The 26,493-nt window shown below is 45.0% G+C and carries 22 protein-coding genes; 13 read left to right on the top strand and 9 right to left on the bottom strand.

Translation table 11 applies throughout. The features are described 5' to 3' along the window. Positions 1-175 precede the first annotated feature (175 nt). Positions 176-670 carry a hypothetical protein gene (locus V144x_RS03915; protein ID WP_144981682.1) on the bottom strand — a complete coding sequence of 165 codons (495 nt, stop codon included), beginning with the start codon at positions 668-670 and terminating at the stop codon, positions 176-178. A 304-nt stretch (positions 671-974) separates the two neighbouring features. Between V144x_RS03915 and V144x_RS03910 the strand changes: the two genes are divergently transcribed. The 3 genes from V144x_RS03910 to V144x_RS03900 all read left to right on the top strand — a co-directional run bounded on the left by V144x_RS03910 (position 975) and on the right by V144x_RS03900 (position 5,728). Beyond that, positions 975-2,600 (top strand): SPFH domain-containing protein, encoded by a 1,626-nt coding sequence (locus V144x_RS03910; protein WP_144981679.1) that lies wholly within the window; start codon positions 975-977, stop codon positions 2,598-2,600. 46 nt (positions 2,601-2,646) lie between these two features. Further along, the gene (locus V144x_RS03905) at positions 2,647-4,326 is read left to right on the top strand and encodes an SPFH domain-containing protein (RefSeq protein WP_144981674.1); all 1,680 of its coding nucleotides are present in this window, start codon (positions 2,647-2,649) and stop codon (positions 4,324-4,326) included. A 190-nt stretch (positions 4,327-4,516) separates the two neighbouring features. Continuing rightward, positions 4,517-5,728: a multidrug effflux MFS transporter gene (locus V144x_RS03900; RefSeq protein WP_232102706.1), complete on the top strand. Its 1,212-nt coding sequence runs from the start codon at positions 4,517-4,519 to the stop codon at positions 5,726-5,728. A gap of 95 nt (positions 5,729-5,823) precedes the next feature. Here the strand turns inward: V144x_RS03900 and V144x_RS03895 are convergent, their stop codons facing one another. The 5 genes from V144x_RS03895 to V144x_RS03875 form a co-directional block, all read right to left on the bottom strand. Then, a complete protein-coding gene (locus V144x_RS03895; protein ID WP_144981666.1) occupies positions 5,824-6,201 on the bottom strand; it encodes a hypothetical protein in 378 nt (125 codons plus the stop codon). 486 nt (positions 6,202-6,687) lie between these two features. Next, positions 6,688-6,966, bottom strand: a complete 279-nt coding sequence (locus V144x_RS03890) for a hypothetical protein (RefSeq protein WP_144981664.1) — start codon at positions 6,964-6,966, stop codon at positions 6,688-6,690. 321 nt (positions 6,967-7,287) lie between these two features. After that, positions 7,288-8,220 (bottom strand): fumarylacetoacetate hydrolase family protein, encoded by a 933-nt coding sequence (locus V144x_RS03885; protein WP_144981661.1) that lies wholly within the window; start codon positions 8,218-8,220, stop codon positions 7,288-7,290. A 101-nt stretch (positions 8,221-8,321) separates the two neighbouring features. Continuing rightward, positions 8,322-10,541: an ABC transporter permease gene (locus V144x_RS03880; protein WP_144981658.1), complete on the bottom strand. Its 2,220-nt coding sequence runs from the start codon at positions 10,539-10,541 to the stop codon at positions 8,322-8,324. Further along, positions 10,538-11,671 carry an HlyD family secretion protein gene (locus V144x_RS03875; protein WP_144981655.1) on the bottom strand — a complete coding sequence of 378 codons (1,134 nt, stop codon included), beginning with the start codon at positions 11,669-11,671 and terminating at the stop codon, positions 10,538-10,540. The genes V144x_RS03880 and V144x_RS03875 overlap by 4 nt, the downstream gene beginning before the upstream one ends. Positions 11,672-12,256: 585 nt before the next feature. Between V144x_RS03875 and V144x_RS28935 the strand changes: the two genes are divergently transcribed. Together V144x_RS28935 and V144x_RS03865 are read left to right on the top strand one after the other, a co-directional pair. Further along, positions 12,257-12,763, top strand: a complete 507-nt coding sequence (locus V144x_RS28935) for a type II secretion system protein (protein ID WP_315852410.1) — start codon at positions 12,257-12,259, stop codon at positions 12,761-12,763. Between the two features lie 496 nt (positions 12,764-13,259). Next, positions 13,260-14,096, top strand: coding sequence for an OmpA/MotB family protein (locus V144x_RS03865; RefSeq protein ID WP_144981649.1), 837 nt, complete (start codon positions 13,260-13,262; stop codon positions 14,094-14,096). Between the two features lie 27 nt (positions 14,097-14,123). On the opposite strand, the gene V144x_RS03860 is transcribed toward V144x_RS03865, so the two are convergent. After that, entirely contained in the window at positions 14,124-14,747 is a 624-nt protein-coding gene (locus V144x_RS03860) for a MarC family protein (RefSeq protein WP_144981646.1), read from the bottom strand. A 37-nt stretch (positions 14,748-14,784) separates the two neighbouring features. Continuing rightward, a complete protein-coding gene (locus tag V144x_RS03855; RefSeq protein ID WP_144981643.1) occupies positions 14,785-16,185 on the bottom strand; it encodes a sulfatase in 1,401 nt (466 codons plus the stop codon). Positions 16,186-16,385: 200 nt separating this feature from the next. Between V144x_RS03855 and V144x_RS03850 the strand changes: the two genes are divergently transcribed. Further along, complete coding sequence (locus V144x_RS03850; RefSeq protein ID WP_144981640.1) at positions 16,386-17,369, top strand: Gfo/Idh/MocA family protein; 984 nt, start codon at positions 16,386-16,388, stop codon at positions 17,367-17,369. 23 nt (positions 17,370-17,392) lie between these two features. Here V144x_RS03850 and V144x_RS03845 read toward each other — a convergent pair whose 3' ends face one another. Beyond that, positions 17,393-18,634, bottom strand: coding sequence for a lactate racemase domain-containing protein (locus V144x_RS03845; RefSeq protein WP_197998745.1), 1,242 nt, complete (start codon positions 18,632-18,634; stop codon positions 17,393-17,395). Positions 18,635-18,932: 298 nt separating this feature from the next. On the opposite strand from V144x_RS03845, the gene V144x_RS03840 reads away from it, so the two are divergent. From V144x_RS03840 to V144x_RS03810, 7 genes are all read left to right on the top strand, one after another. Continuing rightward, a complete protein-coding gene (locus V144x_RS03840; RefSeq protein ID WP_144981634.1) occupies positions 18,933-19,526 on the top strand; it encodes an RNA polymerase sigma factor in 594 nt (197 codons plus the stop codon). A gap of 116 nt (positions 19,527-19,642) precedes the next feature. Then, positions 19,643-20,200: a PspA/IM30 family protein gene (locus tag V144x_RS03835; protein WP_197998744.1), complete on the top strand. Its 558-nt coding sequence runs from the start codon at positions 19,643-19,645 to the stop codon at positions 20,198-20,200. A gap of 443 nt (positions 20,201-20,643) precedes the next feature. Beyond that, positions 20,644-22,146 carry a hypothetical protein gene (locus V144x_RS03830; protein WP_144981628.1) on the top strand — a complete coding sequence of 501 codons (1,503 nt, stop codon included), beginning with the start codon at positions 20,644-20,646 and terminating at the stop codon, positions 22,144-22,146. Between the two features lie 233 nt (positions 22,147-22,379). Then, positions 22,380-23,441, top strand: coding sequence for a BPSS1187 family protein (locus V144x_RS03825; protein ID WP_144981625.1), 1,062 nt, complete (start codon positions 22,380-22,382; stop codon positions 23,439-23,441). A gap of 112 nt (positions 23,442-23,553) precedes the next feature. Further along, positions 23,554-23,991, top strand: a complete 438-nt coding sequence (locus V144x_RS03820) for a hypothetical protein (protein WP_197998743.1) — start codon at positions 23,554-23,556, stop codon at positions 23,989-23,991. 531 nt (positions 23,992-24,522) lie between these two features. Beyond that, the gene (locus tag V144x_RS03815; RefSeq protein WP_144981622.1) at positions 24,523-25,050 is read left to right on the top strand and encodes a sigma-70 family RNA polymerase sigma factor; all 528 of its coding nucleotides are present in this window, start codon (positions 24,523-24,525) and stop codon (positions 25,048-25,050) included. Further along, on the top strand, positions 25,050-26,417 hold the full coding sequence (locus V144x_RS03810; RefSeq protein WP_144981618.1) for a FecR domain-containing protein: 1,368 nt from the start codon (positions 25,050-25,052) through the stop codon (positions 26,415-26,417). The genes V144x_RS03815 and V144x_RS03810 overlap by 1 nt, the downstream gene beginning before the upstream one ends. The last annotated feature ends 76 nt before the right edge of the window (positions 26,418-26,493 follow it).

The raw sequence follows: 26,493 nt of genomic DNA, 5'->3' as shown, positions 1-26,493 counted from the left end.
AGAATAGTCAAGATAAAATTAACGAGTCAGACATCCTGGCCATTTTGCTCCCTGTTCTTACATCACCGCTGCCCGATTTTCATCTGCTAGCTGTCGGGTGATATCGGTTAGAATCTTTTCGGGCGGGGGTTGTATCGTCTGTGCGCGAGTGTTCGTGCTTGTTGCGTGATGGATTTTATTTGATTGTCAGGGCGGGGGGTTCTGTAATGTGGTGTTTGATGTGCAAGTTGTTGCGTTTGTTTTCTGGTTGGTGGACGGTTTGTGGTTTGAGTTTTGGTAACCATTGTAAACGGGGTGAGGTGGGCGAGTTTCTTATTTGCGCAGTTTTGTCTGAGAGTTGGTTCATTCGTGACCGATTGAGATCAGATTTTGTCGTTGGCAGGGTCAGTTTGGGTACAAAAAGCAGTGAAGATTGGGAATCGGTTTTAGTGTCGCCGGTGGAATTCTTGCTGAAACCAGTGGGTTTTATCGTACTCAGATCCGCAGGCGCAGAAACATTCAGTATTGAGAAAACGGTTTTCGCGCCAAAATGGGGTCGCTCGTCGATCGCGGTGTGATTAATCGCGTGTTTCCTCACTCTCGGTACATCAATAAACCCTCTCAAATCTCTTAAGATTTGGTCATCTTTTTTGATCTCACGGAGCCAGTTTACGTTCTCAAGAGTAATCATTTCACCGTTTTTTAGCTTAAACAATGCGAAATCGCTTATATCGACCACTTTACAACTCAGAGCCATAGATGAGTACAGTAAGTCTAAATACGATTATGATACTAATTACCCCTGGAGTCGTTACTCACTCAAAGCACGATTCATTGAGAGGGTCAAACATCCTGGTTGTTAAACACATTGAGAACTTTGAACATCCATATCGCCAGTGGCGAGAACTTTGATCGCTTCACGATCAACGGCTCAGCAGAGCAATGGCTGACGATTCATTGTAGAAGCCGACACTAATTTGAAGAGAGGACCAGATATGAAAGAGTATGATCCAAAGGCCAAAAATCTTTTGATCAAATTTGGAATCACCGGGCTTTTTCTGGCAGGGTTATTTCTGGTAGTGAGTGGTTACGTTGTGTATTCGCAATTTCGAATCGACGTACCCGCAAAACACTTTGCCGTTTTAACGAGAAAGACCGGAATTGATCTCACGAATGATCAGGAAATCTCACCCGACCCCAACTTGAAGGAAGCGATTCACAAAGGTTTGCAGCGTGAAGTGTTGCCGGAAGGACGTTACTTTTACAACTGCTACAACTGGGACTGGGAAATTTATCCCATGGTCGAAATTCCGGCTGACTCAATGGGAGTTCGCATTCGCATGTACGGCGAAGATCTGCCGCCTGGCGACTTCATGTCAACAAGTGAAAAACACAAGGGCATCATTGAAGAAGTCCTCAAACCAGGTCGCTATGCAATTAATGCCATCGTCATTGACAGAGTCACAAAAGAAACGATTGGCAGACCTCGAACCAAAAGCGATTACATCGAGATCATCGAACTTTGGAAACCGAAGGTAATTCCAGCTGGATATAAAGGCATCGTCACAAATCTTGCGGGCCCCATGCCGGAAGATCCCAATCAACTACTCGTCGCCGCCAATCATCGCGGACCACAAGAAGCGACATTGGATGAAGGTACCTATTACCTGAATCCCTATACGATTCGTATCAACGCGATCGACACACGATCTCTCAGATTTGACTTGTCTGAGGGGGGCGACATGATGTTTCCCAGTAAGGATGGCTTCCCGATTACCCTCGATGGTGTGATTGAATTTCGGGTGATTCCTGAGACCGCCGCTCAAACTTATGTGACCTACAACGATGTTTCCAACGATCAGGTTGGCTCAACGGCCATCGCAGAGGAAATCATCAACAAAGTCATCATGCCTAATGCGCGTGCGTTTTGCCGTCTGCGAGGTTCCAATACGAGTGCTCGTGAATTTATTGGCGGAGAAACCCGTGCCGCGTTCCAGGAGGAGTTTCAGAGAAAGATTACAGAAACTTGCAAAGAGCAAGGAATCGAAATTGTACAGGCTTTGATCACGACGATCACACCTCCCGAAGCCATCGCGGGGCCATTACGTGATCGAGAAATCGCTGTTCAAAAGAAAGGTCAATATAAACAGGAAACACTACAGAAAGAGCAAGAAGCTGTACTGGCCACCGAGACCGCTTTGATTGAACAGAAAAAAGATCTTGTGACGGCGGACCGTGAGATCGTCAAGAAGATCACACTGGCTAAGCAAGAACAGGGAGTGGCTCTGGAACAAGCAGAGCGAGATAAAGAAGTGGCTCAAGAGGAACTCGAAGCCGCCAAAGACCAGGCTCTGGCGATTCTTGCCAAAGCACGTGCTGAAGCAGCGGTGATCGGGTTTGAGAATGTTGCAGACGCAGCGGGTTGGAAACGGTCTGTGGATGCATTTGGAGGTGATGGTTCAGGATTTGGTCGTTACGTTCTTTATCAGAAGCTTGCTCCCGGCTTCCGAAAGATCATGACGAACACAGCAGACTCTCCATTGATGAGAGTGTTTGACAATTTTGTGGATGAGACACAGGTTGCGCCGCGCCCTGTCACCCCGGAATTGTCAGACAACTAAACGCGTCTGTTGCCAAGATAAAACAACTCTCACAAGGAGAAGACTCATGAAAAAAATATTAACCACGATTACCTCGATTTTAATACTGTTGCTAGTGCTACTCGGACTCGGATTTCACTGGACCGTTGATCGTATTTACGTAGAAGAAGGACAAAGCCTTCAGCTTCGTTACAAAGGGCCTCTCATCTTCGGAACTCGAAAAAAAGCCGAAGCCGGGATGTGGGCGCAAGATGGTGAGATGGGGGTACAGGCCGAATTACGAGGTCCCGGACGACACTTCTACTGTCCGATCTGGTGGGAACGCAAAATTGTGGATGACATCGTCATCAAACCCGGCGAGATTGGAGAGGTGACTTGCAAACTCGGAAAAAACCTAGAGGGGGCCAACTTCCTCGTAGAAGGTGATATTGGAACGACCAAGCACAAAGGTGTGCTCCGCAAGGTACTTCATCCCGGGCGGTACAGAATCAATCCTTACGGCTACACAGTTGAAGTCAAAAAGCGTGTCGATTTTACATCCGGCCAAACAAATAAAGTCGCAGGTTGGGTCGAAATTCCGACAGGCTATGTAGGCGTTGTCACACAGTTGTCAGAAAATCCGGCAACGGGTACGAAAAAGGGCGTTCAGAAAAACGTGCTGCCGCCTGGAAATTACCCGATCAATGGACGTGAACGACAAATCGACATTGTGGAAATTGGTTATCGTCACAGTACAATTCAGGTTGAAGTCAAACATGACGCGAATGGAAATATCGTCGTCGACGAAAATGGTGAACCACAGATTTCCGATATGAACAGCGGAATCGCATTTCCAAGTGCTGACGGTTTCCCGATGCACATCGACTTCACGGGGATCTGGGGGCTGATGCCTGATCAAGCACCACACGCTGTCAGAACTTTTGGTAATGTTGATCAGGTCGAAAAGAAAGTGGTGTTGCCTCAGATCGAATCGATCTGCCGAAACAATGGTTCGGAATACAAGGCCGTTCAGTTACTGGTGGGCAGCGACCGTGAGGTTTACCAGCGAACGTGCCTGGAACAATTCCATAGTGTGCTGGACGACAAAGCAATTACGCTACTGTATGGGTTGGTACGTCATGTTTACGTGCCCAAACAGGTACGTGAACCTATTCAGTTGGCTTTTATTGCAGATGAGCTAACACTGACACGTGAAGAAGAACAGACTACCGCGAAAGAAGAAGCCAAACTGCGTGAAGCAGAAACCAAAGTAGAACTGGCAACCGACACAGTAGACGCTGACACGGCAAAACAAGTCGAAGAAGCAAAGGCAGGAGGTGAGCGAGAAGCAGCAAAGATTCGGGCTGAAACAGAGAAACTGGTAGCCGCAATTGACAAAGAAACTGAAGAGTTGAAAGCACAGGCTGTCACCATTTTGGGAGAAGCCACAAACAACGGTAAAAAAATGGTTGAAGAAGCGAAAGCGGACCGATTTAAATTAGCCGTTGAGGCCTTCGGATCACCCAAAGCCTACAACGACTGGTTCTTTGCCACCAATCTGCCAGAGAACGTGGAACTCAACTTCCTGTATGCAGGCGAAGGAACGCTCTGGACCGATATGAATTCAGCAAATGCGGGATTCGGTATCCGAGCAACCGTCCCGCTGAAATCAGGATCTACTGAAAAACAACGAACTCGATCTTTACCCAAACAGAGGGGACCCATCAAACCTGTGAATCGATTGTCTACAGCTAAAAAGGCGCGATAGCTCTCTCTGCATTGTCATGCGACTCATCACTGGATATGCTCATATTTTGGGGAGGCACCAATACATGATTGGTATTGTGCCTCCCTGAGTCATTTGATGATGGTCGAGTTAATCTCTAAACAAGTAGAAAATCGCATGACGACTTGCGCATTGAAATGTCGTCAGGCACTGTGTATTGGAGGCACCTTTATTGGCTCATGGCGATCACTTAAGTAACAGGCAGCGTAAACGCGCCTTCTTCTCGATGTTAATCATGGTTCCCCTGGCTGGGGCTGCGACTGATATCTACGTTCCTTCTCTGCCAGCGATGGCGCATGCTTTCGATGCTTCTCGATTCGCAATTCAATGCACTCTACTGATCTTCATGGCATTTTATGGACTCGGCCAGATTATCGCCGGGCCACTGACCGATACTTTCGGTCGCAAAATGCCAACACTCTTGTGCACAATTGTTTTTGTGCTTGCCTCTGTCGGTATCGCCTTGTCTCCCCCCCTGTGGGCGGTGATCGTATTACGAGCAGTACAAGGGCTCTTTGGAGCGACCTCTGCAGTCGCAGCGCGTGCCATTGTAGCGGACTGTTACGATGGCACAGGACGGACCAAAGCCGCTAACTGGATGACGATCGCCTGGGCGACAGGTCCGATTCTCTCCCCCGCCCTGGGTGGTTATCTCCAGGTCTGGTTTGGCTGGACGGCGTCCTTCTGGTTTCTGTCCGGATGGGGAACAATCGTCGTGTTGGTTTCGTTACTCATCTTACCTGAGACACGGGTCAACAATTCTAATACTCAGTTCTTCGAAGCATTCAAACTCTATAAGCAAATGGCCACAGACCGTGTCTACCTTCCGACCGCACTGGGTATGGCCTGTTTAATTTCGGTGATGTTCGGCTTCGAGGCAATGGGACCTTTTTACATCCAAACCGATCTGAAACATAATCCTATCTTCTACGGTCATTTGCAGTTGATCCTCGGATGCCTATGGCTGGCAGGCAACTTCTTCAACCGCTTTATTAGTGCGCACATTAAGGTGATCCGAATCATCACCGCTGCTGCCGGGATTTCATTACTGGTCAGTCTACTCATGCTCGTGCTTGATCTCTCGGGTGTGTTTAGCGTGATGGCGATAGTAGTCCCTGCTGGAATCGTTTATTTCCTGATGGCCATGATCTGGCCGAACGGATATTCTTTATGCCTGGGTCGATTTCCAGATGCAGGCGGCTGTGCGAATGCACTGGTTAGTGGGCTATTCATTATTGTCAGCGCATTCTTTACTGCAATTGCTTCGTTTATGCATTCGCTAACTGCCTGGCCAATGTGGTCACTATATGTCCTCGTTTGTACCGCCACACTTGTCTGCTTTCGAGGATTCCTCAAACAAGAGTTCGATTACAAAGTGCGCTGAATAATCTCTTCAGTGATAGAAAATAAAAAGGCTCTGTTCCTGGAAACAGAGCCTTAACGTAATCAAATCGAAATCACACCAGAGTGCGAACGGACTTAGCGACGGCCACGATGACCTCGATGTCCATGGTTCCAATGGCCACGGTTTCCGTAACCTCGGTATCCCCAGTTACCACCACGGTATCCATTATAGTAGCGACTACCACCATAGTAGCCTCTGCCACCATAAATACTAAAACCGAATGAAGGTCTTCCATAATAGTAGTTGGAGCGGTAAGAAGGATAGGCATTATAAAAACCACCATACCCTCCATAACCGTAGCCTGAGTAACATCCCCCGGCCTGAGCTTCTTGAGCGGGAGTCAACAACAGCGCGCCCCCCATCACGAGTCCCATGCAAAGTGCCAGCTTCAATGCTTTTGATTTTCGAGGAGTTGACTGCACCTGGCCAACTGTGTTTGTTTTGTTTCGCATCGTTTCTCTCCTTGGAAAAAGAACCAAAAATGAGTGCAGCAGAATTTCTGAAACGTCTCCCCTTTATTGCCTGACACTCGATAGCAACGCAGTAGAGAACTCTCAGGTTTACCTTCTCTCTCAGCTTGCTGTATTCAAAATATCGCGATCAGCGTGCCGAAGACTCGAATTTGCCTTCATAACCGTTTAAATTATTTATTCATATACACTTAAGTAATGCATGCTGTTCCTCTATCGAAAATTGAAACCCTAAAAACCGTCTCGATATCGCATCCTTGAGTATCAAAATGATGGCAGGTTTTGAGGAGAGTTAGGCAGGATCTGCCGAAGCGATCGAGATAAAAAAACAAGCCTCTCATTCAAATGATCGGGCCGAACCAAATGAATGAGAGACTTGAAAAACGTGCCAGATTGAACCTGTAAACAGGAACCGGCCCGACAAGATCAGTTAAGTCCTGATCGTGGCGGATCTATTAAAAACATGGATCACCATCCATAGTAGTAACCAAATCCAGGTGAGTAAAAACGTGCCCCGCTTCCACGGTAATAGTAGTTGTTATACCGACGCTGATAGCGATTAATATTGTTATTTAGCTGTCGATCAAAGCGTTGTACATCACGAGATGCTTGACGGAAGTTGCGTTCGAGCTGACGGGACTGCCTTCGAATTTGCTTCCAAACGGGTGGCCTGGCCTCGCTCGATTCAATAGCACCCACAAATAACACACTAGACGCCAGCATGGCGACGGTCAGTGCACGTTTCATTGGTCTTGTCTCCTTGATAAGAACCTTGTTGATTGACTATGTTTTTCCATTGAATAAAACCAACGGTGATCATCTTTCAACAATTTTATAAACAGGAGAGTTGCAAGAGCTGTGCCAGTTAGGAAGGATCTGATTTAATAACTATAAATCATTACTCAGATTAGATTTGGGATTAAATTAATTTTCGACATACAAAGACGTATTACAAACGACTGTTGTAAAAGTGAAAAAACTGTGGTCGAAAAGAAGACAGTTAATTCAATCAGAGACCAAGACGATCCATCAAAACAATCAAATAATTCCTTCAGGCAGTAACTTCGTTTAGGTAACTGGACTCTTTAACACACCGATTTTTTCGATCTTGGCTTCCATCTGATCACCGGGCTTAAGAAATTTATTTTTGGATGCTCCTACACCACTCGGAGTACCAGTAGAAATAATATCTCCCGGCTCAAGATGGACAAAACTCGATATGAATTCGATGATTGCTGCGACCGGGAAAATCATTTCAGCTGTTGAGGCATCTTGCTCAACATTCCCATTCACAGAAAGACTCATTTTCAGAGTCTGGGGATCTCGAATATCATCTGACGGTGTGATGCAAGGTCCCATGGGGCAAAATGTGTCGTGCCATTTCCCATGTTGCCAGTCAAAGAAAGAATCTTTTTCACGTTCGGTTCGATTCGGATTCGGTCGAAATTTTCGGTCAGAAATGTCGTTGATGATGGTATAACCGGCAACATAATTAAGCGCCTCTGCTTCAGAAACACCTTTGCATGCTTTACCCATCACGATTCCCAACTCCAATTCCCAGTCTATATGATCGGGAGAGACTTCAGGAATTTTGACAGGCTGTCCTGGATGCGTCAGTGTGGTTAGTGGAGGTTTCATAAACACATAAGGAAAGGTTTTTTGTCTTTCTTCTGCTTTGCCTCCCCCTTCTTCGATATGCTTGGAATAATTACCGGCAAGAAGCAACAACTTAGAAGGAGCAGGAATGGGAACCAGTAACTGCACATCATCTGTCATGATAGAAATCGGAAACAGCTCCTCATCCATTGCCTGTTTCAGAACTTTTTCCAACCTAAATAATGTGTCTCGCTGTTCTCCTCCCGGCAGAAATGGTATGAGCCCTTCAGTCTCATCCAGCATCACTCCCGCCATTTCCGCAGCAGCACTTAAAGGAATGATATTCTCATCCTGATAGAAACCAAGTGCGACTTTATTTTCCGATTGAAATCGACATAAACGCATAACTTAAGGACTCCTGAATGGGGGGAGATATTGGGAGTGAATTGCCCTGAATAGCTTATATCCTACCGATTATTTCATAGAAGACCAATTCAAGGGATCTATTATGATAGCTGCTTCTGGAATCTCTTTAAACTGATGCCGATGATTCCAATGCAACATAAGCTGAGCCCCAATACATAAGGCAATAAATCAGCGATATCCGCGCCTCTTAATACGATTCCTCTGAGTATTTCCAGAAAATAGGTCACGGGAATGAAAAATGTAAACAGATAAATGGGTAAAGGCATCTGTGATCGTGGGAACATAAATCCCGACAATAGCACGGAAGGTAACATCACCAGAAAGGCAAACTGAATCGCCTGCAACTGTGTTCTGGCAATTGTCGATACCAACATTCCCAATCCGAGTCCACATACAAGGAATAAAAGAGACAACAGCAACAGTTCCCACAAACTGCCGTGAATCGGCACTCTGAAAAAGAAAACCATGACAGTTAAAACAACCAGAGTTTCCACAAACCCGATCAAAGCGTACGGAGCCAGCTTTCCCAACAATAAACCGGATTTACTGACTGGTGTGACAAACAACTGCTCCAGAGTTCCTAATTCACGTTCTCTGACAATGGCAAACGAGGTTAAAAAAAGTGTGACGAGTTGTAAGATGATTCCCACTAATCCCGGTACAAAAAAATGTGAACTCTCAAGATCCGGGTTATATAAAAGACGAGGCCTAATCTCAATCGGAAGTGCCGCTTCGCCACGCGCATCACGAGAGGGAACCGCAGGCAGGGTGTCAGCGAAGTGTTTCGTCATATTTATTGAAAGATTCATTCCCAGTAAGTTCGATGCATTCAATGCCGTTGTGGCAACTTGAGAATCGCTACCATCAATCAAAACCTGGATAGAAACCTGCTCTCCCTTTAGCAGACGATCTGAATAGTCGGGAGGTATGATCACACCTACTTTGGCTCTGCCAGATTCAAACGCGTTATGAAATGTGTCTTGATCAAAGACGCGCTCGATAATCTGGAATGTGCGCGTATTGGCAAATGCATCTCTCAGTTCGCGCGAACTGGACCGACCGTCCAGATCATAGATGACCGTTGGAATATTTTCGATTTGTGTATCAATGGCAAAACCAAAAATAATCGTTTGTAGCACAGGTACGGCAAAAACAAAAAACAGAGTCGATGGTTCACGGCGGATATGAGTGAATTCTTTCACCAAAATGGCCCAGAACCCTGCCAAAATTCCTGTTATGTTTTGAGAGGATTGTGTCTTCGTTCCCAAATCCTCAACAGGTAATTCTTCGACCATCGCTTCAGGTGCTGACAAAAACGGGCTGTGCCCCTCTGAAGTGTCGATTGACTGTTCAGAAACTCGATTATTCAATTCCTCAGCCCGACTCAAGGTCACAAATACATCTTCCAGTGACGGGGTAATGGGTCTGACTTGAACTGCTTCCTGTTGATCCGGAATACAAGAAATAAAATCCGCTTCGGATAACTGTTGACTAGCCAGCACATGAATTGTTTGACCGAACAGCGTTGCATCTCGAACACCATCCATTTCGCGAAAAGTCGTCAGTTTCGTAGCCGGATGTGCCGTTTCAATTTCCCACCGCGCTGTTCCTAGGGGAGTAACTCTGGGTAGCTGTTTGAGTTCGTCTGGTTTTCCGCAGACAATCAGACGTGCATCATATATGTATCCCACATCACTACAACGCTCCGCTTCATCCATATAGTGTGTGGTGACAAACAGTGTTACCCCCTGCCCCGCTAATTCAAAAAGTAAGTCCCATAAATCCCGTCGTGCCACAGGATCAATGCCAGCCGTGGGTTCGTCTAAAAAAACCACCTCAGGTTCGTGGATGAGAGCGCATCCCAAGGCTAAGCGCTGTTTCCAGCCTCCCGATAAGTTACCAGCCAGTTGATCAAGCCGATCTCCCAAAGAAGTCAACTCGATGATCTCTTGAAACCGCTGTGTTAATTTTTCTGAATCGAGACCATAGATCCGTCCGTAGAACTCAATATTTTCCTGCACACTTAAATCTGAATACAGGCTGAACTTCTGAGACATGTAGCCAATATGCCGTTTGATCAATTCAGCATCACGAGAAACATTGTAGCCTAACACATGCGCGGAGCCTTCCGTGGGTTCCAGAACTCCACATAGCATACGAATAATCGTCGACTTTCCACTACCGTTCGGTCCCAGCAAGCCGAAGATAGATCCACGTTGTACTTCAAAACTCACATGATCAACGGCCCGAAGACTACCAAAATCACGCGTTAACTCATCAATCTGAATCACAGGACTCATGGTCTGGTGTCCTTCCGATCTAACCAGACATCAGCTGACATTCCAGGTCTGAGCAATTTGTCCTGATCTTTGATTCTGACTTTAATGCGAAAAACCTGTTTTGATCGTTCTTCGGGCGTCTGTACATTTCGGGGAACAAACTCTGCTTGACGAGACACAAAAGTCACTCGTCCTTGAAAGACCTGATTGGGATAACTGTCAATTGTGACATCCACTTCCTGGTCAACTTGTATATCCAAATGATTCTCTGGAACATAACAACGCACCCATAAGTTGTTCCAATCCAAGATGGAGACAACGGGAACATTGCCTCTTACCAGATCTCCCGGTTGTAAAGTCACTGCTTCAATCGTTCCATCAAGGGGGGCAATGATTTTTAACTCCTGAATCTGCTCATCGATAATCTGTAAACCTGCTTCTGCCGCTTTGACGCTCGCCTCTGCACGCTTGATATCTTCATGCCGACTTCCATTTTTTAACAACTGCCAGGCCTCTTCTGCTTGTTTCAACTGGGCTTTTGCTTCGTCGATTTCTTCTTTCCGAGTCCCTTCTTTCAATAAATCAACCGTTTTCTGCTTTACTTCTTTTTTGGAAGCGGCGACTTGCAATTCCGTATTCGCGGTATCCATTTCATCGGTCGAGGCCGATTTTTTGGCAAATAAGGATTCGATCCTCAAATGTTTTGCTTTGGCAAGTCGGTACTCTGCATCCGCTAAATGCAGTTCCGCAATCGCAGATTCAATTTCCTGTGGCCTGGGTCCATTCACTAATAAAGTCAAACGTGCCTTTAACTGATCGACGCGCGCCTGAGCCTGAGCGACTTCTTCCACACGGAAGCCGGCCACTAATTTTTGATAATTTGCTTTGGCTTCAGCCAAACTAGCGACCGCTTCGGCACGACGTTCTAACAAATCATATGGCTCTAGTTCAATCAGTAAGTCACCTTCTGAAACGGATTGCCCTTCTTCAATCAACACACGTTTTACACGTCCTCCGACACGAGAGCCAGGTCGTATGTCATCCGCCTCGATAAAGCCAGAGACTTTCAAAGGTTCGTCCCGGTTCTGGCTATAAATGAGTGCAATAATGAGTGCAGCCGTCAGCAGAATGAGTCCTAAAATTTTATTCAAATCTTTCCCCTCATAATTGGTATCCAGTCTAACCAGCAAAACACCATTGGTCTCAATTCATCTTACTTGAACAGGTAATAATACAGTAGTAAACCTATCCTTATCTAAGAGCGTATCCTTCAAATTCTGGTTGACTTTGATTTTGTGACTCAGGCGAAACTCATGACCTGTTTCCGAGGTAAGAACTATTACAAGTTGTCTCTGAACGAACGAATGAGTGATAAAACCTCCATGTTTGATACCTTGCCCAAGAATCAGGCAACACTAAAGTCAGGCCGGAATTGTTTGATGACTCAAAAAAGAATTTTCTATTAATGGCTTGCTAGATCAATGGCCTTATCTCATTACCCTTACTCCAGATATGAAAAGTCAAAAGCACCACCTGGGCGCTGTCAGCATGATTTGGCACATGATTCGCTTTATTGGAAATCACAATAATCATCAAACAGAAACATTCTCTTAAACAAGTATCCCTATAAACCGGGGCATTAAAAGTGTGTGCTCGATTCTGTTTGAGCAGCGTATTGTAAAAGTCAGTTTTAATAAGGAGCGATGGTGATTAGTTTCCCATCGAAGAAGAGAGGAATGAAAAGAGGATTTACACTCATCGAATTAATGGTCGTTATTGCAACACTTGCAGTATTGGTTGCTTTGTTGTTGCCAGACATCCAGACAGCGAAAGATGCTTCGCTTCAAGGACAAAAAAAGGAGGGACCTTATTGGGTCTATCGAGAATATGAATATGCAGGCGGCCCTGTCGTCTCTGAGATATCCGGCTCCCATACGCATTCGTTGCAAGAGATTCTGGATATGTATGCTATCAACTTAAAAAAGCAACAGATGCAAGTTGCACAAGATTTACGCGCTGACGCTGAAACTGAAAAAGCTGGTTCCAGTAATTCTGACCAGGATACAGAGATTGAAAATAGTAATCTCTCAAAAGAAGAACAAATTAAAAGAGCCAAACGTGCGATGAAAAACTTCAAATACGACTTATCGCAAAATACGGCTTCCCTCGTTGCTCGAAGAAATCTAATGGAAGCAATCGAATCACTGACTGAGGATTTGAAAAGACTTGAATCAGAGCCATAAGGTGGCTGAAATTAAAACGAATCTTCTTCAACCCGCTTCACCCAATTACAGGTGGTGCCTGGCTTAAATAGCTATGTGCCACCTGTTTTCGTATCTAAGTTGGTTGTGCTCCGGTCCTCGAACTAGTCTGTTTTTTGTAGATATTTCAATCTAAAAAAATGGAACATTTTTTGGTGATGTTGCTCTTGGCATAAAAATAAAGAGGCGTTATAAATCCACGCCTGTTGACTTTTGAATGAGTAAACCTCTCTCACTTCACACTTACTGATTCATCTGATTAACGGGATATGCATTCGCATATTATTTCTCAAAAAACCTACCAAACCCATTACAATTGATTTTTTAAATGCCATTCATCTTTCCTTGAATCAGCTTAGCTTTTCAAGAGTGTGCATTTTCATGGACCGCCTCATCTCAATGAATGCGGAACCTGCCATGAATAATTGCGCGATTGGAAATGTGATTCTATTCAGAGAATGATAAAGGAGCACCGAAGATGCCCATCATCGTACGGGTATGCCTGCTTAGCGCAGCGTGTTTATTTACTCTCAGTCAGACGTCCTGCCATCGTGGACCCAGCGCCCAGGTTCGGCAAAGTATGTATCGTTCTCAACAGCTTTATAATCAGAATGCAGAACTGGCTATGCAACGAGATCAGTTTCAGCAGTCAGCGAACGCCCTGCAACATGAACGTGATCAACTGGCAATGCGCGCCCAGACGCTGGAATCCAATTTGAATATTGCCAACAAACGACTCGATAATTTGAATGTTGAACGCTCGGAAATGCAGCAGCGTTATGTGAGCTTGATGAAAAAAGCCAAAGGACAACCCAGTCCGTTGGATGGTGAAGCAACTCGTCGCTTCCAGGAATTGGCGGACAAATATCCTGATTTCGAATTTGACCCCCATACCGGTGTCAGCAAATTTCACTCAGATATTTTATTTGACTCTGGCAGTGATGTCATCAAGTCTTCTGCTACGGAAATCCTAACTCAATTTGCTTCGATCATGAATGACGGTAACGCGAAGCGTTTGAATGTACTTGTTGTTGGTCATACGGACGACAAGGCGATCTCCAAAGCAAGCACTCAACGTCTGCATAGAACAAACTGGCATTTATCGACGAACCGAGCTAACTCAGTTGTACTTTCACTCTCAAAGTATGGAGTGAAACAAGATCGTATGGGTGCTGCAGGTTACAGCATGTTTCAACCAGTCGTACCGAATGAGAATAATTCTGCACGACAGAAAAATCGTCGCGTTGAGATATTCGTGCTTGCACCTGATGCCGTCGTGGCTGGCTGGGACCCTAACCCAACCCTGTTGAACTAGATCCTACCATCAGAATACTGATGTGTCTCAAAGTTCGAAGTAGGTCTTAATTCCACTGAGTACACTGTCGACGGCAACGGAAGCGAGAATTAATCCACCAATCCGGCTGACAACGCTAGCACCCGAAGCACCAATCAGCTTTTGAATGGGACCAGCCAGCAAAAGTAAGAGCAATGTAATCAGCAAAACGACAAGCATCGTTATTGTAGCGGTTAATTGTTGCCCTAGATCAAAACGATGATTGTCTGTGATGAGCACGATGGCCATCATCGCTCCTGGAGAGGCAATGGAGGGAATCGCCAGTGGGTAAACAGCTTTACTCTGATGCGAGTCCACTTTACTGGACTCCTCTATTTCCGCTTCAGGTTTACTTTCCCCGAAAATCATTGTCAGCGCAAAGAGAAACAGCACCAAGCCCCCGGCAATTTGAAAAGCAGAGAGCGGGATTTCCAGTTCATCCAACAGAACCTGACCACCTACAGCAAACAGAATTAAGACAAGTCCGGCTGTGATGACTGCCCGCAATGCAATATTTCGCTGCGCAGCTTTGCTGTATCCAGCAGTGACAGCCATAAATACGGGAATGGAACCGATGGGATCGATGACAGCCCAGAGGTAAATAAAATCCTTGAGAATGTCTTCCCACTGCATGCTCTGTCTCGGCTTTCGTTATTATTATAAACTAAAATCACTTCCCGGGATCATATAAGGGATTCGGTTTGGAAGGGATTGCCGCTTGAACCTGTTTTTGCCATTGATGAAGTGTCTTTGCTAATTCTTTCGCTTTATCAGGATGACTGTTACTCAGGTCCATCATTTCACTAATATCAAGGCGCGTATTATAGAGTTCCTGGTGCCCGTCTTCAAAGAACTCTAACAATTTCCAGTCTCCCTGACGAATGACCGAAACCGGTGTGGTACGAAAACGCTGCTGCATACCCTGATATTTTTGTAAATAGGCAGGAAAGTGCCAAAATAGAGAACGTGGTTTGAGTTTGCTTTGCGGCGCTTTTAATAAGGAAACCAGGCTGACGCCATCCAGTTGATAATTTTCAGGCTTTGAGGTTTCCGTAATTTCCAGGAAAGTCGGATAAAAATCGACATTAATCACGGGTTCATCACTGGAACTTCCCGCTTTGGTAACCCCGGGCCACTTGACTAACAGCGGAACCCGGATGCCTCCTTCATACAGCATTCCCTTCGAGCCGCGCAAAGGTTGCATGGTTGTTGCCGGCCCATATCCGCCGTTATCAGACGTGAAAACGATGACCGTATTTTGAGCAAGTTTCAGCTCTTTCAGGGTTTTTAGAACCCGGCCAATGCTCTCGTCCATACTTTTAATCATGGCAGCATACGTAGCATGTTGGTGTAATTTCCCAGCCGGTTTTGTCTGGAAGTGTTTGATGTCTTCCTGCTTTGCTTGCAGTGGAGTGTGAACTGCATAGTGTGTCAAATAAAGAAAGAAAGGAGAATCGGCATTTGATTTGATGAATGAGCAGGCTTCATCAGTCAGACGGTCCGTTAAATATTCACCCTTAGTGCCATTAGTCAGTTGAGGGTTTCGATAAGGACTGAAATACCCTCCGCGCGGACTACCCGATTGATTTCCCGCAATATTGGTTTGAAACCCCTGCGATCGTGGAGACTTCCCCAGATGCCACTTACCAATGCTGGCACAGCGATAACCTGCTTGTGAAAGGACATCAGCAATCGTAATAAACTGATCATCCAAGACAGTCTTATTCGTCGCCGGTACTAACTTGCGATATTGATCATTGCCTCGTGCGGGATCGCCAACCGTATAGACTCCATGACGTGGCGTGTATTGTCCCGACATGAGACAAGCACGGCTCGGCGCACAATTAGGTGCCGCTGCATAAGCAGATGTAAATCGCATCGACTGTTGGGCCAGACGATCTATGTGTGGTGTTTCATAAAAATCACTTCCCATAAAACCAACATCTCTCCACCCCAGATCATCGATAAAAAACAGAATAACATTCGGCTTGCCGGACGCTGCTTCAGTCGAGATGAGAAAGCATGTATTCCAGCAAATGAGCCAGCACACAGTTAGAAAACGTTTCTTCATGTTCTCTCCCACAGCGAAACGGAGTGGTTTTTGATTTAGTAGTTGTTTACGATAAAATCAGGTGTATATTTTAGGCACTTATTTGCCCCCTGTCATTCCAGTATGTTGATTGATGTTACGAATCACCAATTTTCTACCGGTCCGATTCTTACACAATAAATAGCGCAGCCCTCTTGCGTAACACCAGAAAGGATGTAGAAGTGGAAAAAATTAAAGTCGGACAAATTGGCGTGGGGCATCCTCACGCCGGAGGAAAAATGCAGGCCTTACGTAAGTCAGCGGAATATGATGTGGTTGGCGTCGTCGAACCCAATGCACAACTGCGAAAGTATGCTGAATCGACGGGCATTTATAAAGACCTGCCCTTTCTAACGGAAGAACAACTGCTGAACATCAAGGGGCTCCAAGCCGTTGCAGTAGAAACACAGGTACCCGACCTGTTACAGACGGCTGAAACATGTATTGCTGCAGGTAAACACATTCACCTTGATAAACCAGCGGGATTCTCGTTACCCCACTTTAAACGAATTCTTGATCTGGCAGCACAAAAACATCTGCTGATTCAGATGGGGTATATGTACCGTTATAACCCAGGGATTGTAGTATTAAGAGATCTCTTGAAAAAAGGTTGGCTCGGCGAACCTTTTGAAGTCCATACGGTGATCAGCAAAAAAATGGACAATGTCAGTCGCGCTAAATTAGAACCACAACCAGGTGGTATGATGTTTGAGCTGGGCTGCCATGTGATTGACCTTGTCGTCCAGATTTTGGGAAGGCCAGATCAGGTAACCCCTTTCTCACAACATGCCTCTGCCATCAAAGATACGCTTCAGGATAATATGCTGGCTGTCTTTACTTATCCAAAGGCAATCGCAACAGTCAAATCCAGTTGTAATGAAGTCAATGGTTTCAATCGGAGACATATTGTCGTGTGCGGGTCAGAGGGAACGTTCCATCTCCAACCATTCGGAAGACCGACTGCCAGTTTAACTCTTGAAAACGCGCGGGGAAAATACCGTAAAGGACAACAGTCAATCGAATTTCCTCGTTATACTCGCTATATCGATGATGTCGCTGATATGGCGCGAGTGATTCGTCGCGAAAAAGATTTAGACTTTTCCTATCAACATGACTACTTCGTGCAGGAATGTGTGCTCAAATCAGCGGGGCTGCCAGTCGGTTAAGATTTTAAGTATTCGTGTTTTGGTTATTCTTGCTTGAGTTGGCCATAGGCATGCTGGGCCGAGGCGATAATGGAAATGGTTTCATCTGTTTGTAAAAGGCGCCGAACTTCTGCTTCGTCCTCGAGTGGAATAATAAATAGATCCTCAACATCATCGGTATTGGCTTTACTCAATAGACAAATGAGTGCCCAATCTGCGGCGAGCGCCATCTGAGTAGCCGTTACGAGATCTTTGGACTGTCTATCACGAAGCGGTTTAATGGCATCGAGAGGTTCAAGACAACCTGATAGAATTTGCATCCCTTCGCCGAACGGTTCATCAATCTCAGTGAGCAGTACAATGCGCCCATCCTGAGATACTAGATTTCTGGCGGTTTCTAAAACACGCCCCAATTGAGTCCACGCATGGCCTGCTGGTCCACACTCAACGGCAACCACTACCACTTCTGCTTTGTAACTTGGTTCTAACTTCCAATATTGGTCGAGAAGTTCTTTGCCTTTTCGAAAAGTGGCTTCGATACCGCCGAACACGATTTCTGAGGCGCCCTGACCAGCAGATGGAATGACCTGCAAGCTATATTGCAGCCCCAGCATCCAACCGACTTCGTCTATGAGCTGACGCAGGGGCCTGCTCTCTGCAGGAGTCAGTTCACGATGTGATTGACCTCTGCTCTTTATGACGGCTTCTTGTGAAGAGAACTCGGGATAGAGTAAACTGCCGCCTCCTGCATATCCTATAAGTGGGTCGTAGCTGATGAGTTCAATCGGAAGTATGAAGTCCGCTTCCAGCAAATGCTTTGAGAGGTAGATGCGTTCCCCACTTGCTGAGGTTCCCAGGTAGCCGAGCCCTTCTTTCGACTCAGGGTCATGTATGACCCATTGTGCATCTTGCTTTAACTCCGGATTCACCGTATCCATTAATTTTTGCTGCAGATTGAGTGAGCCAGATTGTGCTTGTAAGATTGTCACATCGGTGGCTTCGATTCCACAGTCTGAAAAAAAATCCCATACGGAATTAATGATTTCATCGACTACTGGAGTTTCATGGTCAACGACAATCGTGATTTTATCCCCGGGAATCACTGCTAAATCAAGTGGGGGTAGCTCCAGTGGATTATTTAACACATGTTGTGTTTTCAGCGGAACATCTTCCAAAGGTGGAGGCGCCTGCTGGTACCAAATCAGCCTCTCTGTCGAGATTTCGCATTGGAACTCTCGAGTATACCCGTAGTTCAGTTCGACTTTGACGGTTTCCGTGATCGACACAACAATATCCTGTTCGCTCAATAGCTTTTTATAATGATCAATAAAGTGTAAAGGGTTTCTGTCAATTTTTGCTACTGATTTGAGTTAAAAGTGACTCAAGGCTGAAATGTTAGCGATTTACAGGTGAATTCTACAGGATATCTGATCACAATATCATAATATCACAGTATAAAAACTTGGTCCTGTTAAAATGAAATACCGGACGATTGCAGATTTGAATGGTTGACAAGTTTCAGTAGAGTTAGATACACAGGCTTTGTTCCCAGACTATAGCCTGTTCTATTCAGGAAATAACATCATGACAGAAGACGATCAATTAATGATCCGAATCCAAAGTGGTGACCTGCGCGCGTTCGATGAACTAGTGGATAAATATCAGGGACCATTGATTGGTTTTTTCTTTAGAAATATTCGAGATTCGCAACTCTCAGAAGATCTTTCTCAGGAAACGCTCCTTAGAGTCTATAATCAATCGTGGGATTATATACCTCAAGGCCGATTTCGCGGTTGGATGTACAGGGTCGCTCGGAACCTGATGATCGATAGTATTCGTCGTCAATCACATGACGCACTAGTGAAAGCTTACACCGGTAAGAAAACAGATGAAGATGATTCCCTCAACCGGCTGGCAAGCGAAGTGGTTTCACCAGAAGAGAAAGCCAATATCAAAGAATTGGCATTGATTGTGGATGAACTGCTGGGAACAATTCCAGAGGACCAGCGTTTAACATTTACTCTGCACCATTATTCAGAGCTGACCCTCAATGAAGTGGCTGAAGTAATGGATACAAATCTGGCAACAGCGAAAAGCCGCCTACGACTGGCACGAGAAAAATTACGCGAGAAATTAAAGCTTATGGGTGTGACTGGCTCACAGCAGAATGAAGTATAATATGAGATTTTAGAAATATAATTGAACCTGAAAGAAGGGAATTGCGTTGACTCGATAGGGCCTTCAAAATCGCAATCTTTTCGTGAACCATTTGATACAGTATGGAGAAGAGGAGAATGAGCTATTTTAGTCGGCTCACTGACATCGTTACCTGTAATTTAACTCAATTACTTAAAAATGCAGCAGATCCTGTCATTGAAATTGAGCAGATTATTGCTGAGATGAAAGAGGGCATCGCGGGCGCTAACCGTAGCGTAAAAACAGCAATTACCAATAAACAGGCGATCCAGAAGGAACTGCAGGAACACCAGGAGCAAATTTCACAGTGGAAAGAAGCCGCCAAGAACGCGTTAGCGGCCGGTGAGGAAGTAGAAGCACGAAATTCGCTGGTCCGAAAAAAGGAAATCGAAGACTTAATGGCAGGACTAGAGCAGCAACATGAGGCAGCTCAAGCCACTTGCGAACATTTGACAACGACCTTACATGCTCTGGAAGCAAGACTCGCTGAAGCAAAACGAAAACAACTGGAGTTAACAGACTCCGATGGACTGTCTGAATCTCCTGCACAAACTACCTCTGAAGCGCCAGCATCTGCATCCAGCTTGTCACCATCACGTTCAGAGCAAATTGAATCGGAATTGGCGGCATTGAAGCGCGAATTAGATCAATCCTAAGCGTACATAAAAACTTTAGTTGTCGTGATTTCCAGCAAGAGGACTGTTGAATCAAAGTCACTATAACCAGTTTAATTGATTTGTCTTAGAATATCCGTACGCGATAAAAGTGAACAAACGATTCGATTTTACATTTGTTGGCGAAGATCGTTCCAAACAACAAGTTGGTACTTGCAACCAACCTGTTCTATTTTAGAATAAAAATAGATAAGTAGAGCAGTTCACATAGGCTTCTTTATGGCAATTACTGTTTCGAATCAGATTTCATGAAGAAGGTAATGATGTCACTGACATTATCAAAAGAACCCATAAGTTCTTCGTAAAGGCATTCGCCTGTTGGTTTTCGGATTTGATCTTACTGATCTTTCTCAGTTAATGATCCGATGACGAATAATGTTACTTCCATTTTCAACTAACTTCATTGATGTCGGAGTCGCGCCACAATGGCCAAAAAATATCTCAATCTTGAAGAAGCTGCTGCTCAGCTTGGCATGGAAACAGATGAATTAAATCGCCTCAGAGAGAATGGCGAAATTCGTGGATTTGCAGATAGAGGCGCGTGGAAGTTTCGCATGGAGGATATTGACGAACTTGGACGTTCGTTTCAGGCCGATTCCGATCCTGCGATTCCTCTAATGTCGGGTGAAGAGGATGAGGATCCGTTTGGCTCAGCCATTATGGAAGAAGAGGACATTACGAGCGGCTCAGATAGTGTCATTGACGAAGATGAGGTCGGCGAACAAGCGACAGTGATTCGTGGGAGTGTACATGATGAAGAGGAATCCCCCATCGAATTGAGCAGTTCCGATAGTGATGTACGGCTGGTTGTTGATGATGGTGACGAACTACAACTAGACAGTGAACCGGAGCTGGTTGCCGTAGGAGAAGATTCAGACAGCGATGTCAGACTAACAGATGATTCCAGTATTGATCTCAGCAGCGACAGTGATGTCAAACTGGTCGATGCTGACTCTGAACCGGACTTTGAAACTCTAGACCTCGAAGAGGGTAGTGACAGTGATGTCAAACTGGTAGCCGACAACTCAGATTTAGCTAACAGTGAAAGTGATGTTGCTCTGGTAGGCAACGATGATTTCGATCTCGGTAGTGACAGTGATGTAGCTTTGATCCAGGAAGATGACGGAGACTCATCAATTCTGGCGGAAGATAGTGGTATCTCTCTTGCATCGGATAGTGGCATTTCCTTGGCTGGCCCCCTTGATAGTGGAATATCACTAGAAGGCGCCGACGAAAGTGGCATTTCACTCGTTGATGAAGATTCCAGCGGATTATCTCTGGAAGATGACGAAGATATTTCCATCACTGCCGACAGTGGAATTTCGCTGGAGCCAATGGATGTTGAAGATATTGATAAAACTGTCCCCATGATGACGTCCGGTGGTGACAAAGACGCAACACTGGAAATCCCCACTCTCGAGGATGATGAAGACAGCAATTTTGACCTGTCAGATTCCAGTGCCGACACTAGTGTGTTGATGTTGAATGAGGACGGCGATGTCGGAGGATCATCTGGCTCAGTAATTCTGGATTCCGATGATGAAGACAGTGAGTCAGGCCTCTTCGACGACGACGATGATGATGAATTTGCCAGCGATGATTCAATGTTGTCTGACGCTTTCGATGACGACGAAGACGACTTTGATGACATCTATGATGCAGACGATAACGATTTCGATGACTCATTCCAAAGTGGAGAAAGTCATGCAGAATTTGTCGCCCCCGCAGGTTTTAGTGGTGGTCGGTCTGCAGCCATGGCACCTGAACCGGAATGGGGAGCAGGTACATTTGCCGCTCTTGGAATCTCCACATTATTATTGGGGATCTGTACTATCATGATGTATGATCTGATCCGTACGATGTGGCACTACGATGACCCTTCCAGCGTTAGCTCATTCTTTTTAGAAACATTCGGAGGGATGTTCTAAAGAGCATCTGATGCCAGTAGAGCAACCTCGGTTCAAATTTCGGATGATCTTTGGATTCAAGTACGCGTGTATTAATCCGTAAACGATTCCTTTGCCTTCATGATCAGAACGTTCTTTCTCTTTAAAGTTTTGACTAGAGCAAAGTAACAGAGTAGGAATTCATAGTAATCTGGAATATATTCAGTACGGGAGTGGCCCCACCTGATTAACTGTCTCTATTCTGGTGCATGAACATGAATTTGAAATCGTTGCTTGTATTCGTAGTACTCACGCAATTGTTTAGTAATAGCCTTGGGGCTGAGGAAGATCGGGAACTACATTATACCGATCCCAAGCCACAAGAATACAAATTGGAAGCTCGCGCCAGCGAAATAGATCCGCGCACGAAAGAACATCCAGAACTCGGTTACGTTTTTAAATCTGGTAGTAAGGTACAGGATCTTGAGCATGCCGTTGTCGATACTAGAGTGAAACCACGTGGCAAACTGGTTATCTGGCTGATGGGCTATAACAGCCAACTTTTTGATCGACTCTCCAGCTATGGTCTACACGCAATTCAAGTACACTACGCCAACCGCTGGTTTTCAAAAGTCTGCCGTGAACAACCAGTGGGAGAAACCTGCCGAGGTAATGTCCGACTGGAAGCAGCAACCGGCGAAAACTTCAGCAATCAGGTTGACATTCCCAAACCGGATGGCATGAAAGAACGCGCACTGCAGTTTGTGAAGTGGCTAGCGAAAAAGAACCCACAAGGTAAATGGGATTTTTATCTGACGCCTGACGGCAACGATTTGCGCTGGGAAGATGTCATCATGGCCGGTAGTTCTCATGGTTCAACAACCGCTGCCCGTTTTGCTAAACATCAGAAGGTCGGACGCGTGGTGATGTTTTGCGGCCCGCGAGATCAGTTACAGAACTGGCAGACACTCCCTTCCGCAACACCCACCAATCGCTATTTCGGTTTTTCGCATGTACTGGACGGCGGCTGGACCGCAGATCATTACTGCCGTTCCTGGGAACTGATTGGCCTGCATGAATATGGTCCTATCGTCAACGTCGATAAAGCAATGCCCCCTTATGCGAACACACGACGGTTGATTACGGACTTTGATGTGAAGAAAAATACCCGCCGCGCCCACTCGTCTGTTGTTCCTGGCGGCAATGCCGGCAAAGATGCGAAAGGGAAATACATTCACGAACAGGTCTGGAAATATCTCTTTACACACCCGATCGAAAAAACAGGAAAACCGGTCCCTATGGATCCACGGTGTAATAAGAATCAACGCGAGAGTTAAGGAAAGAAGTATAAAACACAAGTGGAAATGAATTGATATTTTTTCAATATAGATAAAATGATTCTCAGGAAGCACTCCCCTTAAAAGACTCATTACAGGAGAGGATGACTTTTTGAAAACGCTTTTTTTACTACAACTGATTTCCACATTCTACATGGTTGGATTGATCTGGTTTGTTCAAATCGTTCACTATCCCATGTACGACCTTGTAGGTAGATCAAGTTTCGTAAAGTACCAACAAGCCCACCAACTGCGGACAACGCTGGTAGTAGGTCCGATGATGCTGATCGAAGCAGCGACAACAGTGGCGATCGTATATTGGCCACCTCCTGGAATGGGCCCTTATTTCACTTGGGGTGGTGTCGCATTACTATTCGTTGTCTGGTTCTCTACTGCTCTATTACAGGTTCCTCGACATCATGCATTATCTTCCGGTTTTGATCCTGTACATCACCGAGCCCTGGTTGTGACGAACTGGATTAGAACTTTTGCCTGGAGTGGTAGAGGTCTAATTTTAATTTCCTATCTGTTTCAGATCTTACCCCATTAGTTTTTATTCAATAAGTTATCGTTACACGATGTAATGTAATCATCATGAATCAATTTTTGATCTTTTAGCGTGAAACTTATTAGACGACAACCTATTTAATACAGGCTTTTTAACGGTCCCACTGATTTTGCTTTGATTGAACCAATATAGCCAAATATAAAAAGAGCGATCAATCCAAGATCACCCCCTCTCACAGTTACAAATTTAACTGCTGAGAACCAAGAACTCAGCCCTCCTTGATTCTTTTCAAACTTTATACACACATGCATTCGCTCAGCATTAGTTCTGTGTCAGATACGTCAAGCAGTAAAAACCAGTACTAAAATAGTAAGTAACCCGCATATCTTCCTCTTTAAAGCCAGAATAAAAAGCAATTTCGACATGGATCATCTAACAATGATCAAAATCGAAAATAATCTCCCTAAATTGAATTTTCTGTGTAGTCTAAGCTCACTATCTGGAATCTAACTAGGACGGATTCTGCCAATTCGTGTTTAAACCCAAATCTGGCCAGAAAGTAAGACTAGTTTGATGAACGAAGTCGTCGTAAACAATGTTTTTTTTCAGCAATTGCTTCAAAACCAGGGACCACTTCATGCCTACGTACTTTCACTAGTTGGAAATACAACAGACGCACGCGATCTGCTCCAGGACATCAATCAATGTTTGTTAGAAAAGCGAGATAGTTTCACCCCCGGAACAAATTTTCTCGCCTGGTCACGTAAAGTTGCCTTCTACAAAGTTCAATCGTACTGGCGTGATAAAAATCGCAATCGGCTATTATTTGACGATGACCTTTTGAATAGCATGTCAGAAACGATTGAGAATATGCCCGACTTATACACTGAGCAAATCGAAGCCCTTCGGTCCTGCATTACGCTTCTCCCTTCTGACAAACAAAGACTAATGCAACAACGATATGGTCAATTCATGTCTCTCAAAAGTATCGCAGAATACGCGGGAAAATCAGAAAAAGCAATTGGGGTAATGCTCTTACGAATCAGACTGCAACTTCAGGACTGTATTCAAAAAACAATTGCGGCAAGGTCCCGAATCTAATGATTACTGAAAGTTCAACCAATTGGGAAGATCCACTCCCCAAGCTGGTGGCGCTCTATTTTGATAATAAATTAAACGAAAAAGAGCTAAGGATTCTACAGACTCGATTGAAATCGGACTTGGAAGCCAGAGTTTTTTTTGCACAGTTCTCAGCTTTACAAACACAACTGGAATGGGTCTATACTGATTCAACAGTTCCACAGGAAATGATGCACCTTCCTGCATCAATACAATCGAAGAGGTGGAACTGGAGCCATGTTATGTATATCGCCACCTGTATCTGCCTCGTCTTAGGCGGGCTGCTATTTATTCACCTGACAACCCCTGTTGCCCATGTGTTTCCCATAACGGACAGTCTCTGGAAAACTGGCCCTGTCGAACAGAAAGAGACTTTGTTCTCTGGCTCCACGCGATATCTTCTCCGAGGAGCAATTGAAATACAGTTTGAGTCAGGCTCCGTTATCAGCCTAAAAGCCCCTGCCTCGTTTACAACCAACGGAAAAAATGCCGTTTATCTGGATCAGGGAAAACTTGTCGCCGACATTCCAGAATCGGGACATGGTTTCGAGGTAGAAACACTTGCAGGCAGAATTGTTGATCTAGGAACTTCCTTTTCTGTAAATGTTATAGAAAATCAGAATACCGAGATCAATGTCTTTCGCGGCAAGGTTGTGGTAGGAGATGTCAACAGCTCGTCTATTCAAGAAATTAAAACGAATGAAGCAATCCAGATTGATTCCCTCACAAAAAAAATCGTAACCAGACCTTATTCCAGTAGCGATTTTATTCCACTTATCTCTCGTGATTATCCTGTTCTGAATTTCTCAAAGAGTATTATCTTTCAAGAAAAAATTCCGGACTCAGTTGCCAGCGGATCATTCCAGGTGATTGAGCGTGATAATCATATTTTCCTCTTCCCAGAAACACGAAATGTAAAACTTCATTCTGATCTTAACGTTTCAATCTCTCAACCTGGAAGATATTGGTCCTACGAACAAATCGAAAAAGAAACTGATCTCATACCTCGTGGCACACAGGTTGATTGTTATCGACTTTATTACGACCCTGCCAGCGATGATGAAGAGAATTTGATACCGACAGAGGGAGAGATTGAGTTTGACCAACCTGTGCTCGGATTAATTACTACCAAAAAGCTATTAATACAATCGGATTCGCAATTCAATCCATTATTAATTAAGAACCCCCAGAGAATGATTAACCATCAGGAAATAGAAATTAGACTAGTTGAGGATGGAAAGACTCAGGATATCGTGACCCTCTCGCCAGACCGAAAAAAATTGTCTGTTAAGTTATTCACCGGGACAGCTTACGTTGATGAATTGCGAGTGCTTGTTTCTGCGCCCTGATTTTTCTTTGGAAATAGACTGATTCATTACTGTTTTATATGACCATTATCATTACATAGCTCTCTTAAAGCTGAGC

It is taken from the genome of Gimesia aquarii (genome assembly GCF_007748195.1).
GTDB lineage: Bacteria > Planctomycetota > Planctomycetia > Planctomycetales > Planctomycetaceae > Gimesia > Gimesia aquarii.
The sequence above is the reverse complement of the archived record's forward strand: the minus strand, read 5'-3'. Positions and strand labels throughout refer to the sequence as shown.